This is a genomic window from Rhizobium sp. BK491 (genome assembly GCF_014194925.1).
Lineage (GTDB): Bacteria > Pseudomonadota > Alphaproteobacteria > Rhizobiales > Rhizobiaceae > Rhizobium.
On sequence record NZ_JACIAR010000003.1, the window covers coordinates 32,673 to 47,785 of the forward strand.

The 15,113-nt window shown below is 59.8% G+C and carries 11 protein-coding genes; 6 read left to right on the top strand and 5 right to left on the bottom strand.

The window, feature by feature from the left end:
• Nucleotides 1–23: 23 nt before the first annotated feature.
• The 3 genes from FHX05_RS14615 (at nucleotide 24) to FHX05_RS30770 (ending at nucleotide 3,186) form a co-directional block, all read left to right on the top strand.
• Nucleotides 24–1,064, top strand: coding sequence for a DUF3445 domain-containing protein (locus FHX05_RS14615; RefSeq protein ID WP_183872516.1), 1,041 nt, complete (start codon nucleotides 24–26; stop codon nucleotides 1,062–1,064).
• Between the two features lie 68 nt (nucleotides 1,065–1,132).
• A complete protein-coding gene (locus tag FHX05_RS14620) occupies nucleotides 1,133–2,470 on the top strand; it encodes an NAD(P)/FAD-dependent oxidoreductase (protein ID WP_112400068.1) in 1,338 nt (445 codons plus the stop codon).
• A 116-nt stretch (nucleotides 2,471–2,586) separates the two neighbouring features.
• Entirely contained in the window at nucleotides 2,587–3,186 is a 600-nt protein-coding gene (locus FHX05_RS30770; protein WP_112338234.1) for a PAS domain-containing protein, read from the top strand.
• On the opposite strand, the gene FHX05_RS14630 is transcribed toward FHX05_RS30770, so the two are convergent.
• Entirely contained in the window at nucleotides 3,183–5,552 is a 2,370-nt protein-coding gene (locus FHX05_RS14630) for a DUF1989 domain-containing protein (RefSeq protein WP_183872518.1), read from the bottom strand. The genes FHX05_RS30770 and FHX05_RS14630 overlap by 4 nt on opposite strands.
• Nucleotides 5,553–5,794: 242 nt before the next feature.
• Here FHX05_RS14630 and FHX05_RS14635 point away from each other — a divergent pair, with 242 nt between their 5' ends.
• Nucleotides 5,795–7,579 (top strand): APC family permease, encoded by a 1,785-nt coding sequence (locus FHX05_RS14635; RefSeq protein ID WP_183711860.1) that lies wholly within the window; start codon nucleotides 5,795–5,797, stop codon nucleotides 7,577–7,579.
• 98 nt (nucleotides 7,580–7,677) lie between these two features.
• Here the strand turns inward: FHX05_RS14635 and FHX05_RS14640 are convergent, their stop codons facing one another.
• The gene (locus tag FHX05_RS14640) at nucleotides 7,678–9,129 is read right to left on the bottom strand and encodes an MFS transporter (protein WP_183872520.1); all 1,452 of its coding nucleotides are present in this window, start codon (nucleotides 9,127–9,129) and stop codon (nucleotides 7,678–7,680) included.
• Nucleotides 9,130–9,242: 113 nt separating this feature from the next.
• Here FHX05_RS14640 and FHX05_RS14645 point away from each other — a divergent pair, with 113 nt between their 5' ends.
• Nucleotides 9,243–10,118, top strand: coding sequence for a helix-turn-helix transcriptional regulator (locus FHX05_RS14645; RefSeq protein WP_183872522.1), 876 nt, complete (start codon nucleotides 9,243–9,245; stop codon nucleotides 10,116–10,118).
• Nucleotides 10,119–10,274: 156 nt separating this feature from the next.
• Here FHX05_RS14645 and dinB read toward each other — a convergent pair whose 3' ends face one another.
• On the bottom strand, nucleotides 10,275–11,390 hold the full coding sequence (gene dinB, locus FHX05_RS14650) for a DNA polymerase IV (RefSeq protein WP_246698949.1): 1,116 nt from the start codon (nucleotides 11,388–11,390) through the stop codon (nucleotides 10,275–10,277).
• 368 nt (nucleotides 11,391–11,758) lie between these two features.
• Here dinB and FHX05_RS14655 point away from each other — a divergent pair, with 368 nt between their 5' ends.
• Nucleotides 11,759–12,073, top strand: coding sequence for a hypothetical protein (locus FHX05_RS14655; protein ID WP_183872524.1), 315 nt, complete (start codon nucleotides 11,759–11,761; stop codon nucleotides 12,071–12,073).
• Between the two features lie 12 nt (nucleotides 12,074–12,085).
• Here FHX05_RS14655 and FHX05_RS14660 read toward each other — a convergent pair whose 3' ends face one another.
• Nucleotides 12,086–12,646 carry a GNAT family N-acetyltransferase gene (locus FHX05_RS14660; protein WP_095438591.1) on the bottom strand — a complete coding sequence of 187 codons (561 nt, stop codon included), beginning with the start codon at nucleotides 12,644–12,646 and terminating at the stop codon, nucleotides 12,086–12,088.
• A gap of 21 nt (nucleotides 12,647–12,667) precedes the next feature.
• Nucleotides 12,668–15,025, bottom strand: coding sequence for an Orn/Lys/Arg decarboxylase N-terminal domain-containing protein (locus FHX05_RS14665; RefSeq protein WP_183872526.1), 2,358 nt, complete (start codon nucleotides 15,023–15,025; stop codon nucleotides 12,668–12,670).
• Between the last annotated feature and the right edge of the window lie 88 nt (nucleotides 15,026–15,113).

Below are 15,113 nucleotides of genomic sequence, written 5' to 3' on the forward strand. Positions count from 1 at the left end.
AACCGATATCCAGGAGAACGGACATGGCAATCGCCTTCAAGCAGGAAACGTTCAGGGACGATTTCAGCTACCGCAACAGTCCGGAAAATATCAGGCGTTTCCCGTTCCCCTTCGATCGTGACGAATACATGTATTCCGTCAACATGGAGCCGCATGTGAAGGGGCGGAAGAACACGGTCTACGAAAGCCTCATCGACGTCGACGAGCACTATGTCGCCGAGATGCACGACCGGGCTTTGGTGCTGAAGGAAGATCCGCTTCGCTATCAGGCGCTGCCGCATATGATGACGGCGCAATGGGATACGCTGGAATTGTTGATGGAAGAGCAGGCGGCCGGCTATCCCGAGCATTTCACGCTCATCAAGAACGGTGACCAGTGGCGCTGGATCAATCGTCCCCTTGGCATAGACGACACCTTCACCTTCGGCGATGCGTCCACTCTGCCTTACGAACCCTTCGAATACATCTCGCGCCAGGCGCAGGGCGATTTCTGCATCGTCGACCAGCGCGACGGCAATCTCTGGATGGATGCCGGCATGGTGACGACCCAGGCCGACTGGTCGCTCGATTTCGATATCGGCATGAATTTCATGGAGTGGCACGGGCCGGTGCCGCTTGCCCACCAGATCGGCGTCTTCGACCGTGCGCTCAAATTCCTTTTGAACCTGCAGCTGGGCAAGCCGACGCGCCGGTTCAATTGGACGATGACGATCAATCCGCGCCTCGATACCAGTCCTGAAAACTATCCGAAATGGGGTCCGGATCGCACCACGGTGACGCCCGAGAATGTCGGCGAGAAGGTGCATCTGCGCGTCGAGCTGCAGAGCCTGTGGCGCCTGCCGCGCTCCAACGCCATACTCTTCGTCATCCGCTGCTATTTGATGAACATGAATGAGCTGGTGACCGTGCCGAAATGGGCGCGCCGTTTTCCGCGCGTGCTGAAGACGCTGCCGCCCGAGCTCATCGACTACAAGGGCCTGACACGCTTCCGCCAGACTACGATCGATTGGCTTTCGCGATATGACGACGGCGCGCCGACCAGCCCCGGCATCTTCCCGGATTGATGCCGGACGCCACGCCGAACTTCTGCATGCCATAAGAATTTCGATAGAATCGAGAAGGGGAATGCCACATGACACGAGTTGCCGTTATCGGTGCCGGCCCTTCGGGCCTTGCCCAGCTAAGGGCCTTTCAATCGGCTGCAAAGAAGGGTGCTGATATCCCGGAAGTCGTCTGCTTCGAAAAGCAGGCGGATTGGGGCGGCCTCTGGAATTATACCTGGCGCACAGGCCTCGATGAATATGGCGAACCGGTGCATGGCAGCATGTATCGTTATCTCTGGTCGAACGGCCCGAAGGAATGCCTGGAATTCGCCGATTATTCCTTTGAAGAGCATTTCGGCAAGCCGATCGCCTCCTATCCGCCGCGCGCCGTACTCTGGGACTATATCAAGGGCCGCGTCGAAAAGGCCGATGTGCGCAAATGGGTGCGCTTCAGCACGCCGGTGCGCATGGTGCGCTTCGATGAAGAGACGAAGAAGTTCACGGTGACCGCGCATGATCGGCCTCAGGACCGGATGTATGACGAGGAGTTCGATTATGTCGTCGTCGCCTCAGGTCACTTCTCGACGCCGAACGTGCCCTATTTCGAGGGCGTGAAGACCTTCAACGGCCGCGTGCTGCACGCGCACGATTTCCGTGACGCGCTGGAGTTCAAGGGCAAGGACGTGCTCCTCGTCGGCCGCAGCTATTCGGCCGAGGATATCGGTTCGCAATGCTGGAAATACGGGGCGAAGTCCGTGACGACGAGCTATCGCTCCAAGCCGATGGGCTTCAAATGGCCCGAGAATTTCGAGGAGCGGCCGCTGTTGACGCGTCTTGAGAACAAGACGGCCTATTTCCTCGACGGCTCATCGAAGGAGGTCGACGCGCTTATCCTCTGCACCGGCTATCAGCATCATTTCCCCTTCCTGCCGGATGATCTGCGTTTGAAGACGGCAAACCGCCTCTGGGCCGACCATCTCTACAAGGGCGTGATCTTCGACAAGAATCCGCAGCTCTTCTACATCGGCATGCAGGATCAGTTCTATACCTTCAACATGTTCGACGTGCAGGCCTGGTGGGCGCGTGATGTCATCATGGGCCGCATCAAGCTGCCGCCGGAAGCGGAACTGCAGGCAAACTTCGACAAATGGCGCGCCCGCGAAGAAACCCTCGAGGATGCCGAGCAGATGATCTGGTACCAGGGCGACTATGTGAAGGAACTGCTCGCCGAGACGGATTATCCGAGCTTCGACATCGAAGGCACGAACAAGACCTTCATGGAGTGGGAGCACCACAAGGCTGAGAACATCATGGGCTTCCGCGACCACGCCTACCGCTCGCTGATGACCGGCAACATGTCGCCGACGCATCATACGCCCTGGGTCGATGCGCTTGACGATTCGATGGAGGAATATCTGCGCAATTGATCAGGGATCACTTCCCCACCTAACCGGCAAGGGAGGCGAAGAGCAGCCCTTGTCGGCTCTTTTGTGCGTTGAGACGAAACGAGTTCATCCGCAACCTTCTCTTCGGGCATGGCTTCATGGATTTTCAGACAAGCGTTCTCGGCCGTATGGCGGGTTTTCTTTATCGCTGCCGGGCGGACGAAAACTATACGATGCTTGAGATGACCGACGGCATCGAGCGCATTTTCGGCTATCCCGCTGACGAGATCATCGGCAACCGCGCGCGAACCTTTACTTCGATCATGTGCGAAGAGGATATCCCGCTCATGGACGAGCTTGTCGGCAAGGCGCTGGAAAGCCGCACGGACTGGACGATGGAGTATCGCATCCGTCATCGCGACGGCCATTTCCTCTGGGTAACGGAGACCGGCGGCGGCGTATGGGATGAGGCCGGGGAGCTTCTTTATCTCGAAGGCAGCATTCTGAATATCGAATCGCTCTACCAGCGTATCGACGAGCAGACCGCCGGCATGCGGGTTACCGCGTCCAAGACCAATGAGATCCTGCAGTCCCTGCGCTATCTGAAGCTTCTTGCCGTCAATGCCGGCATCGAGGCTGCAAGAGCGGGGACGGCGGGATCGGGCTTCGCTGTTCTGGCGGCCGAAATGCGTTCGCTTGCAAACTCTTCGGAAGAAGCTGCGCGCGCGATTTCGAGCGCGCAGAGGAAGGCGGATTAGGATCGCGGTCGCGTCTTCTGCGGGTCGTAATGCGAAAGCGGCACGATGATAGCCGGAAGCCGCTTCTGTTGGCCATCGAGTTTGCCAATCTCAACCTTGGTGCCGACCCCCGCATGCGTGACATCGACCCGGGCAAGCGCAATGGTTTTGCCGAGGATCGGCGACCGTGTCGCGCTGGTGATCACGCCGACCTGCGCGCGGCCGATATGGATGCAATCGCCATGTCCCACGGCTTCGTTGGCCTCGATGTCTAGACCGACCATCAGGTGGCGCGGATTTTCCTTTCGCCGTATCAACGCCTCGCGACCGATGAAATCATCCTGCTTCGATTTCAGCGGAACGGTGAAACCAATGCCGGCCTCGAAGGGATCGGTCTGGTCGTCGAATTCATGATGGGCAAAGACCAGGCCCGCCTCGATGCGAACCATATCCAGTGCCTCCAGGCCCATCGGCTTCAGCCCGTAAGGCTCGCCGGCTTTCCAGACCGCATCGAAGACAGTAGCGGCATCCTTCGGATGGCAGAAGATCTCGTAGCCGAGCTCGCCGGTATAACCGGTGCGAGAGACGACGACCGGTGCTCCCTCGAAATGGCCGATGCGGCCGACCGCGAAACGGAACCATTCGAGCTCGCCGATCGTCGGCTGGCGCGGCGCCGTCCAGATGATCTCCTTCAGGATGTCGCGGCTCTTCGGGCCTTGCAGGGCGATATTGTGCATCTGGTCGGTGGAGGAGCGCACCCAGGCCTTGAAGCCTTTCTTCTCCGCCTGCTCGCGCAGCCAGATGCCGCTATAGTCATCACCGCCGATCCAGCGGAAGTTCTTGTCGCCGAGGCGAAACAACGTGCCGTCGTCGATCATGCCGCCGTGTTCGTAGCACATGGCGGAATAGACCACCTGACCGGTCGATAGCTTGCGCACATCGCGCGTCAGGCAATATTGCAGCAATTCCTCCGCATCCGGTCCCGTCACCTCGAACTTGCGCAGCGGCGAGAGATCCATCACCACGGCGCGTTCACGACAGGCCCAGTATTCCTCGACCGGTCCTTCCGAGGAGAAGCGGTTCGGCAGCCAGAAGCCACGATATTCGGTGTAGTCGCGCGTCAGGGCGGAGAGGCGCGGGTGAAACGCGGTCTCCCGCGTCAGTTCGGGGTCGGCATCAGGGGTCATGCGATAGGCCACCGCTCGTGTGAATTTTTCTTTGCCTGAAAAGGTGCGGACATGGATATCGGTCGGGTCCCAGCCATTGGCCGCATCGATGTCATCAGGGCAGGAGGAGGAGACGCAGACGAGATCCGTCAGTGCGCGCATCAGGACGTAATCGCCCGGTCTCGACCAAGGTTCGTCGAGATAGAGCTGGTTATTGTGATCGACATTGGTGTTGTAGAAGTAGTTGAGCGCCTCCCAGCCCTTTCGGCCGGCAATGCCGTAGGGCGCAAGTGCCGCATTGAAATTGTCTGTGCAGTTCACATGGCCGGGATAGCCCATGTCGTCGTAGTAGCGCGAATTGCAGGCCGTTGCGAAGGCGTCGTGGCGGCCGACCGTATCCTGCACGATTTCCACCAGCGGCTCGAAATCGCGGTCGAAGGCCTTGGACGGCAGGCCGGGAGCTGGATAGCTGCGGCCAAGAAGGGTGCGGGTCACTGTAGAATCGAGTGCAAGATCGAGTCCCTTGTCGACCTTGCGGGCGGAAAAGGCCTGAAAATCCGTGCATTGCCGGCCATAGACATCGATGATCTGGATATATTCGCCGGCGCGAACGAAGTAGGCCGAAGCGGTCGCTGCCCGGATGCGAATGTTCTCGATCGGGTCGGCGAGCGGTTCGGGCAATGCGGAGGCATAGTCTCGCAGGATCGTCGCACGGCGGATCCTGACCTCGATTGGTGTTGCGGTATCCTGCGTTTCCGGCGACATGGCCATTCCTGGCGCACAGGCGACAAGCAGGCCTTTGGTCGCGATCGTGAATTCCGCGGTACTGCCTGCCGGCGAAGAGGCGCCGAAGAGGCGAAGCGCTGCCGCAGAGGCCAGATCGGCCCCACGCCGCTCCAGCGCCGTCCTGACGCGAACCGCACTTTCATTCCCCGAGGAAAGAATGGCTTTGAGACCTGTCGCCTCGCCGGTGAATGCCGACCCTAGACCAGCGGATTGAAAGCGGCCCTTCTCGTCAAGGAAGGTCAGCTCGCAGACCTGCCCGCCTTCGCTATCCGCCACCGAAATCCGATCGCCGGGTTCGACGCGGACGACCAGCGACCCACCGCCCTTGCAGCGATAGCGCTCGGTGTCCGGCGGCAGCGCTGGAATGCCCGGATAGCGGACAATGCTCGCCGAGACGGGCCGTATTCCGGCTGCTGACGGATGGAGATCTCGCATAGAGCCCTCTCGGGAAATGAGGCGTGTCGAACACCGGAATCATGCTGACAAAATGCCGTCCGAAAGTAAAGGGATATTGACTAAAAAGAAAATATCTTCACTATGTATAAAGGGCATGCATTTGGAAATCCGCGCGCAGACTCGGCTTACGAAAACCTCCAGCAAGCCCCGCAATGCCATGGGAGGCACGTTCAGGGAGACGTACGAGAGATACGTCCGGAACAAAATGGGGAATATCACCGATGACGGATATCGTGGACGCCGGCGCTTCCGCCGGCACCGAAGGTAAGCTTATACGCGCGCTTGACTGGAAGGGCGCGTTCTGGGTGGCTGCGGGCGTGCCGCCGCTTGTTCTCTTCTCCATCGGCGGCATCGCCGGCACGACGGGCAAGCTTGCCTTCGTCGTGTGGATCATCTCGATGATCATGGGCTTCCTGCAGTCTTTCACCTACGCCGAAATTGCCGGCATGTTCGGCAACAAGTCCGGCGGCGCCTCGGTCTATGGCGCGACGGCCTGGCTGCGTTACTCGAAATTCATCGCGCCGCTTTCGGTCTGGTGCAATTGGTTTGCCTGGTCGCCGGTGCTGTCCCTCGGCTGCGCCATTGCGGCAGGCTATATCCTCAATGCCTTCTTCCCGATCCCCGCGGCGGACTCACAGGCTGTGCTCAGCTGGATCAGTGCCCATGCGACGTCGATCGCCGCCGATAGCCCGCGTGTTGCCGAATACATTGCGGCCCATGCCGGTACATCGCCCGACGATGCGGTAAAAGCGCTGCTCAGCGCCGATGGCGTTGCAGCTTTTACCCCGCCCATCCGCAACTGGTCTCTCGTCAGCTTCAACATTCCTTTCCTCGCGACCGCCAATATCAACGCCACCTTCTTCATCGGCGGTGTCCTGATGCTGATCATCTTTGCGATCCAGCATCGCGGCATCTCCGAGACGGCGAGCGTGCAGAAATGGCTCGCCATCATCGTCCTCGTGCCGCTTCTGATCATCGGCGTCTATCCGATCGTCAGCGGCCAAATCCTCTCCGCCAACGTGACCGGCCTGCTACCGCCGACAGCGGCCTACGCTGCGACTGACGGCACCTGGAGCAATGGCGGCTGGACGCTTTTCCTCGGCGGCCTCTATATCGCCGCCTGGTCGACCTATGGCTTCGAGACGGCGGTCTGCTACACGCGTGAGCTGAAAAACCCGAAGACGGATACGTTCAAGGCAATCTTCTACTCGGGCCTTGCCTGCTGCGTCTTCTTCTTCCTGGTGCCCTTCGCTTTCCAAGGCGTGCTCGGTCATGCCGGCATGCTGGCGCCCGGCATCGTCGATGGCACCGGCGTTGCCGAAGCGCTCGGCGGCCTGATCGGCGCCGGCCGGATCGTTACGCAATTGCTCGTCATCCTGATGATCCTGGCACTGTTCCTTGCGATCATGACGGCAATGGCGGGTTCCTCGCGCACTCTCTATCAGGGCTCGAAGGACGGCTGGCTGCCGAAATATCTCGATCATGTGAACGAGAACGGTGCGCCGACGAGAGCGATGTGGACGGACTTCGCCTTCAATCTCTTTCTTCTCGCCATTGCCTCCGACACGAGCGGCTATTTCTTCGTGCTTGCCGTCTCCAACGTCGGATACATCATCTTCAATTTCCTCAACCTCAATTCCGGCTGGATCCACCGCATGGACTCGGGCCATGTCGAGCGCCCGTGGAAGGCGCCGTCGTGGCTCATCGGCCTTAACACCGTCCTTGCTTTCGTCAATGCGCTCTTCCTTGGCGCTGGCGCCAAGGTTTGGGGCTATGCCAATGCGCTCTGGATCGGTTTTGCCTTTGCGGCCCTCATCCTGCCGGTCTTTGCTTACAGGCATTATGTTCGCGATGGCGGCAAGTTCCCGGCCGGTGCCATGGATGATCTTGGTCTGGTCGGCCAGGATCTGGGTGTCAAGAAGGCGGGTATTCTGCCCTATCTGGCGCTTGCCGGCGGCCTTGCCATCGTGCTGATCGCCAATTGGGTCTTCCAACTGCCGGCGTAGCCGCATCTGATCGAAGACGAGGCCTATGCTTGCAAGTCCGGCCTGGCGACAGGCCGGACTTTGTTATGGGATCAATGCTTTTAACGCTGATCGTCCGATCATTCGGGTGCGACGATGAGGGCGTCGCCGATCTGGGTTTCTTCAGGCCGGCTGCGCTGTCGCGCCAATCGCAGAAGCGTGGCCACCAGCAGGATGGCCATCAGCCCGAGTTCGACGGCGATCGCCGTGACCCCGGCGGAGAGATAGGCGCTGGAATATTGCAGCACCTGGGCAAATACCGCCCCCAGGATCGCCGGCCCGAGACCCAGCGACACCTGCTGCATGGTTGCGAGCATGGCGCTGCCGGCGCCGGCATGTTCATGCGGCACGTCCGCCAGCCCCAGCCGGTAGAAGCTGTTGACGATCAGCGCCTGGCCGAAACCGATCAGGACTGTGGACGGAATGAGGTTGATGACGCCAGGTCGCGGCCAGACCGTTTCGAGCGTCACGATGAGCAGAGCAAGCCCGCTCATCTGGATCACGCAGCCCATCGCCAGCATGAGTTCGCGCCGTAGGTTTGCAAGGCGAGGCGTGACGAAAGCGGCCGAGACGAAGTAGGAGCCGCCAAGTGCAATCAAGGCATTGCCCGATTGCAGCGGGGTCAGCCCGGCACCTGCCTGCAAGGTAAGGGCGAAGACGAACATGAAGCCGCTCCAGCAAGTGAAGAAGAGTATGGCGATCAGCCCGCCAAACCGCATGCTGGAGATGCGCGTGAGCGACGGCGGCAGGATCGGGAAGGCGCCACGCGCCTCCTTAGAGCGCTGGATACGCCAAAGGAGTGCCACCAGTGGCAGGATCGGCACGAAGCCGAGCAGGCAAAGCCAGTTCCAGTGGAGCGACGGGCCGAGCGCGGTCGGCAGCAGAACCGACAAAGTCAGCAGCGCCAGCGTTATCATGCCCGACCAGTCGACCGGAACTCTGCCTTGGCCACGCGTTTCGGGAACATGGCGCCATACGCTGACCAGGATCAGGATGCAGACCGGTAGGTTGATGAGGAAGATACTGCGCCATCCGGAGCCGGCAATATTGGCAGAGATCAGGAAGCCGCCGAGAACCTGGCCGACGATGAAGGCGATGCCGCCGATTGCACTGTAAAGCGAAACGGCGCGGGCGTGATCGCGTCCGGTCAGGCTGACATGGATGGTCGCCAGCACCTGCGGCACCATCAGCGCTGCAGCGATTCCCTGCAGTGCGCGCGCAACGATGAGGAAGGTGACTGATGTTGCCATCCCGCATAGCAGGGAGGCGAGGCAGAACAACAGGACGGCGAGGCCGAACATGCGCCTGCGGCCGAAATTGTCGCCCAGGCGCGCACCCATCGCCAGGCAGACGGCAAAGGCGACGCCATAGGCGGCGACGAAAAGCTCAAGTTCGGTCTCGCCGGCATGCAGCGAGGCCGAGATGGCGGCAAGGCCGACATTGATAATGGAAAAATCGAGCTGAAGCAGCAATTGCCCGGCGAGCAGGATCAGCAGGCCGAACTGGCCAAGCCGGATTGGTGCGGAAGACATGGGGGACCTCAAAGTATTTTCAAAACTGAGTCCACAGCGTTTTACACCCATGTTAAACTGGTACAAGATACCTGTTTAGACTGGTATAAGAAGTGTCAGGCTGGAGAATGGAAATGCACGGCACGCTCGATATTAGCTCCAATCAGATCCTTTCGCGGGCACAGGAACTTGGCGAGATGTTGCGAAGGCGGCGGGAAACCCTCGACCCGCAAAGATTGGGACTCGGTCGAGCGGGACGGATTCGTACACCCGGATTGCGGCGGGAAGAAGTGGCGTCACGCGCCGATATCGGCATCACCTGGTACACCAAGCTGGAGCAGGGCCGCCCGATCCGCGTGTCGCCGCGCGTACTGCTCTCCGTCGCGCATGCTTTGGAATTCAACGAAGTCGAAACGGAGCACCTGTTCAGATTGGCCAATCTGCCGGTCCCGCCCCGGCTCGAAAATCCTCGCGTCTGCGAGCCGCTCACCGAGGCAAGCCAGCGCATTCTCGATCATCTCTGTCCTTATCCGGCTCTTATCCAGACGAAACGGTACAATATACGCGGCTTCAACGAGGCCTATCGCCGTCTCGTCGGCGTCGATCTCGATGCCCTTCCGCCTGAAGACCGGAACTGCATCTATCTGTCCCTCGTCAATCCTGCCTGGCGTGCAAGCCAGGCCGATCCCGACGAGATGCTGGCCAATATGGCAGCGCTGTTTCGTGCCTCCATGGCCGAGCATCTCGATGATCCGAGCTGGGAGCGGCAATTGGAACGCTATATGAGCGCTTCCGATCAGTTCCGCATCGTATGGGATCGCTATCAGCTCAAGGGCATCGAGAATACCGTGAAGCGTTTTCGGCTGGCGGATGGCACGGTCCTGCCGCTGCAATCCAACAATTGGTGGGCAAGCCCCAGCAATGACGACCGCATGATCGTCTATACACCCGTCGACGAAGCCGGGGCGGAGAAGCTGAACGCGATGATGAAGCGCAAGCGGTCTTGCTGAGCGGCGTTGCCGGTAGATCGTGAAGGGGGAACCCGATGCGTGATCAGGTGCCCGCGACGGCGCGTCCTGTCCTGGCTGAGCCTCAATCGGCTCTACGGTCCCTCGGCCAAGGGAATGCCGAGCGCGGCCAGATGGCGGATGGGAGGTTATCACCTCTCAGATGCCGAGATCGAGCTGAGGCTGTGATCTCCCATCGTCGGCCTCTTCGTTCGTCAAAGAAGAAAGCGTAATGCCAAGCAGCCGGATCGGCCGGGCAAACGGGTGAACGGTTGCCAGAAGCGCCGAGGCTGTCTCAAGAACGGCGCCGCCGTCTGCGACCGGCAAGGAGCTTGTCCGACTGCGTGTCGCCTGGGTAAAGTCCGAATATTTGATCTTCACGGTCACCGTCTTGGCGCTGAAACCGCCTGTTTCGCAGTAGCGCCAGACCTTCTGTGCTAAGGGCCTCAACTCCGCCGTCGCCAGCTCGAGATCGTCGATATCCTCGGCGAACGTATCTTCCGCGCCAATGGATTTGCGGATCCGGTCGGGCTTTACCTGGCGCTCGTCGATGCCGCGGGCGATACCGTAGAAATATGGGCCTGCCTTTCCGAAATGCTCCTGCAGGAAGGCGAGGGATTTCGACTTCAGGTCTAGCCCTGTTTCGATGCCGAGTTTGTGCATCCGCTCGGCGGTCGCTGGTCCGACGCCATGGAATTTCTTGACGGGAAGCGTTTCGACGAAGGCCGGCCCGTTCTTCGGCGTAATGACAGCCTGACCATTGGGCTTATTGAGGTCACTTGCCATCTTGGCGAGGAACTTGTTGTAGGAAATGCCGGCAGAAGCATTGAGACCAGTGACCTGCTTGATCTTGGTCCGGATCTCCAGCGCGATCTCGGTGGCGATCTCCATGCCCTTGTGGTTCTGGGTGACGTCGAGATAGGCCTCGTCGAGCGAGAGCGGCTCGATCATCGAAGTATATTCGGCGAAGATTTCGCGGATCTGCTGCGACACTGCCCTGTAGACGTCAAAGCGCGGCGGCACGAAAATCAGGTCCGGGCATTTGCGCTTCGCCGTGATCGAAGGCATCGCCGAGTGAACCCCGAAGGCGCGGGCCTCGTAGCTTGCGGCTGCGACCACGCCGCGCGCCGCAGACCCGCCGACCGCAAGCGGCTTGCCGCGCAGCTCGGGATTGTCTCGCTGTTCGACCGACGCATAGAATGCGTCCATATCGACATGGATGATCTTCCGAACAGGGTTTGTGTTGGTGTCGTTCATGACGATCTCGGTCATCATGCTGCAGGTTCAAGCATGGACTCTTCAATTATAGAATCTGAAACAAATACAGAACATATCATCCCTGATCACGATATCAAACCGGCTCCGTTGTCGTACCGGAGAGATGCGGGAAAATCGCTCTGTGACAGTCATTCGCAAGTGCCACCTTGGAGATGCCTTCGAGGCTTCTTATCTCTTGTCTATCCCCCAATACGGAGCCTCAAGATGGGCCAAATCGCAACCGAACCCCTTTCCGACCTGCCGATGGAAATCCTTCCGCCCGAGCATGACGAGGAATCTCGATCTAACGGAACCGCGTGCCTATGCTGCCGAAGGCACCGATCGGCACGGAAGATGGATGAGGACGGCTGCGGCATATGTGACGAATGCCTGGCGCCATGACGAACGATGCGCTGCTGGCGTCCGAATTGTCGGACTTCGAACATGCGCTTGCGAAGCTGTCTGATGGCTATTCGGAGGGTCGCTTCCAAGATCGCCCCTGGGGTGTGACGGTCAAGCGATCGCCTGAGGGGAAGCGAGTTTGGCTCTATGGCGAGGAGCTTGGCGGGACCGATGTCGTCAGCTTCAATCTCTATGTGCTCTCCGGAGCCAGCCTCACCCTCAAGCCTTGCGAAATGTCCTCGTCGAAAGTCGTGGATTTCGTGCTGGGTTTCAGGCCAGCTCAAACGCAGCCGGTATAAGCCCCCTTTGCTTCAGCGGGTCGACAGCGGCGGCGGAGGCGGCTGCGTGGTTGAGCCGGGACCGAGCGAGCGCTGGACCATCACGGTATCGGCCCAGCGGCCGTAACGATAGGCAACCGCCGGCAGCAGGCCGACGCGAACGAAGCCGAAGCGCTCGTGCAAGGCCAGCGACGCCGCGTTGTCGGCATCGATATAGCCGATCATCTGCCGGAAACCGGCCGCGGCACAGGCGTCGATCAGTCCGCGCATGAGCAGGCTCCCGACGCCTTGGCCAACATGGTCGTGATGCACATAGATCGAATGCTTGACGGTATAGCGATAGGCCGGACGCTTGCGGAACAGCACCACATAGGCATAGCCGACGACCTTCTCACCCTCGATCGCAACGACATGCGGGAAGCGTTTGTCCTTCAAATTCTTGCGCCGTTCGCGCAGATCGTCCGGCTGCGGCGTATCGCTATCATCAACTCCGGCCTCGACGCCGCGGTGAATATGGCGGCGATAGATTGCCAGCATGGCATCGACGTCGCTCTCCCGGGACGGGCGAACGATGATTGTTTTATCCTGCTTCATGTCCGAACCTGAATTCCAAGCCTATTCCGCGACGACGTAGGTATAGAGCCGGATTTTGCCGGCTGCATCAATCTCGCGATAGAGGCCTTGAATCTCCACCTCGAAACCGGGGAAGGTGTTGAAGCAGGTTTCAAACATCTTGAGATAGTCGATCATGGGCTTTGCCTGCTCCGTCAGGCGCTCGCCCGGCACGATGGTCGCAATCCCCGGAGGATAGACGACGAAGGGCGTCGTTGCGATGCGGCCGGCAATGGCGTCGATCGGCAGATAGTCGACATCGTTGCGAACAAGGCAACGTGCGGCATCGTGCGGCGACATGGCGATCGGCGGCAGGTGTTCGGCGGAAAACTGCTTTGTCTGCAGCGCGCTGACATCGGCCTGGCGGAAGAAATTGTGCATCTCAGCGCAAAGATCGCGCAGGCGCACGCCCGCATAACGGCCCGGACGGCGGCGATAGAATTCCGGAATTGCCTCTTCCAGCAGCGCATTGTCGTCATGAAGCTTCTTGAAGGCGACAAGGCCGCTGATCAACGTACCGGCCTTGCTGGCTTCGACACCGGGGGTGAGGAGGAAGAGCAGCGAATTGAGATCGTTCTTTTCCGCGACGATACGGTTTTCACGCAGATATTGCGCGACCACCGGCGCCGGTATGCCGTGTTCCGTGTATTTCCCCGTCCGACGATCAAAGCCCGGTGTCAGCAGGGTAAGCTTGTTCGGGTCCGTCATGGCAAAACCCGGTTCCATGCCGGAAAAGCCGTGCCATGCCGCATCGGGCGTCAAGTGCCAGAAGGCGGGATTGGTGGCGAGTTGGTCGGTCGCGACGCTTTCCCACGACACGTCATGCACTGCGCCTGGGCTCGATACATCCGGGATCGCAACGCGGTCTGGCACGAAAGGCTCGAAGAACCAACGGCGTTCGGGACGATGCTCCTTCTCCTCGAATTCGCGACGCACGGCGCGGATTTTCTTGCGCAGCTCGATGCCGAGGCGGATCGTGTCGTCCCAAAGCACTTCGCCCGAGCGGCCCTTCATCATTTGCGCGCCGACGTCGAGCGAGGCAAACAGCGGATAGAAGGGCGATGTCGAGGCGTGCTGCATGAAGCTTTCGTTGAAGCGTCGGTGCTCCACGCGGCGCTTCTGGCCGGTGATGTGCCTATCCTTCATGTGGATCTGGGAAGCCTGTGAGAAGCTTGCCAGCTGCTTATGGGTGGATTGCGTGGCGATGATGCCCGGCGCATCCGGGCCGAGGTCGGAAAGACCCATGGCAAAGCGCCCGGCATAAAGCGGATGGAACTTCATGAAGCCGGCCCAGGCCTCGTCGAAAAGGATGTAATCGCAGAGATGGCCAATCCGTTTGAGAATCATCTCGGCATTGTGGATGGTGCCGTCATAGGTGCACTGTTCCACGACCGCGACGCGGAACGGGCGAGGCTTCTTGTAGGCCTCCGGATCTTTCACCAGCGGATGGGTGCGGATGCGCTCGCGCAGCGCGTCCTCGTCCATTTCAGCGAAATCCATGGGACCGATCAGGCCATAAAGATTGCGTCTGGTCGGCAAATAGACCGGAATGCCGCCCGAGATCATCAGGGCGCCGTGATGGGCGGCCTTGTGATTGTTGCGATCGAACAGCACGAGATCGCCATCGGTGACGAGGGCTGATAGGGCGACCTTGTTTGACGTGGAGGTGCCGTTGAGCACGAAATAGGTCTTTTCGGCGCCGAAAATCTTGGCCGCTTCCTTTTGCGCGGCAAGCGCTGGCCCCTCGTGGGTCAGGAGGTCACCGAGGTCGAGCACGGAATTGTCGAGGTCGTCGCGGAAGACCGCCTCGCCCAGATGCTCCATGAACACGCGGCCGATGGGGCTGCGGCTATAGAAGATGCCGCCATTGTGCCCCGGGCAGGTCCAGAGGTGATTGCCTTCCTCGGCATAATCGACCAACGCGCCGAAGAAAGGCGTCTTCAGCGTCTCGGCATATTGCTTGAGCCGGCTGATGAGGCTCTTGGCGATAAAGGCGGGCGTTTCTTCCGACAAGAAAACATAGCCGTCGATAAAATCGAGGACTTCGACCGGCACATCTTCGAAGCGTTTGCGCCGGATCAGCAGGATAATGGGGAATTCGAGGCCGCGGCGGCGCATGAGGTTGATGAGGGAGGCCGTCTTGCCCTCCAGACCCTTCTTGCCCCAGTCGACCAACATGCAGCCGATGGCAGCATCGGTCTGTACGGCGATCTCGGCGTCTTCGAGATTGCGCGCACGCACCACCTCGAAACCGGAGCGTTCGATCTCCTCGACGATCTGATTGTAGCGGGCACCCTCCAGATCCTCATTGTCAAAGGTTGGCGTCGCGAACAGAAAGTTGAAACGTCTGAAATAATCCATCTGGGTACCCGCTCCTGATTTGGCATGAGGTGTCGGCGTATTTCATGACATGGATGTGACAGAATAGAGGACGTCCACTGCGGTTCGG

What these genes read in the sequence shown, in the direction of transcription:
- FHX05_RS14615 (WP_183872516.1), top strand. Translation starts at nt 24, where the DNA reads ATGGCAATCGCCTTCAAGCAGGAAACGTTCAGGGACGATTTCAGCTAC.
- FHX05_RS14620 (WP_112400068.1), top strand. Translation starts at nt 1,133, where the DNA reads ATGACACGAGTTGCCGTTATCGGTGCCGGCCCTTCGGGCCTTGCCCAG.
- FHX05_RS30770 (WP_112338234.1), top strand. Translation starts at nt 2,587, where the DNA reads ATGGATTTTCAGACAAGCGTTCTCGGCCGTATGGCGGGTTTTCTTTAT.
- FHX05_RS14630 (WP_183872518.1), bottom strand. Translation starts at nt 5,552, where the DNA reads ATGCGAGATCTCCATCCGTCAGCAGCCGGAATACGGCCCGTCTCGGCG.
- FHX05_RS14635 (WP_183711860.1), top strand. Translation starts at nt 5,795, where the DNA reads ATGACGGATATCGTGGACGCCGGCGCTTCCGCCGGCACCGAAGGTAAG.
- FHX05_RS14640 (WP_183872520.1), bottom strand. Translation starts at nt 9,129, where the DNA reads ATGTCTTCCGCACCAATCCGGCTTGGCCAGTTCGGCCTGCTGATCCTG.
- FHX05_RS14645 (WP_183872522.1), top strand. Translation starts at nt 9,243, where the DNA reads ATGCACGGCACGCTCGATATTAGCTCCAATCAGATCCTTTCGCGGGCA.
- dinB (WP_246698949.1), bottom strand. Translation starts at nt 11,390, where the DNA reads ATGATGACCGAGATCGTCATGAACGACACCAACACAAACCCTGTTCGG.
- FHX05_RS14655 (WP_183872524.1), top strand. Translation starts at nt 11,759, where the DNA reads ATGCCTGGCGCCATGACGAACGATGCGCTGCTGGCGTCCGAATTGTCG.
- FHX05_RS14660 (WP_095438591.1), bottom strand. Translation starts at nt 12,646, where the DNA reads ATGAAGCAGGATAAAACAATCATCGTTCGCCCGTCCCGGGAGAGCGAC.
- FHX05_RS14665 (WP_183872526.1), bottom strand. Translation starts at nt 15,025, where the DNA reads ATGGATTATTTCAGACGTTTCAACTTTCTGTTCGCGACGCCAACCTTT.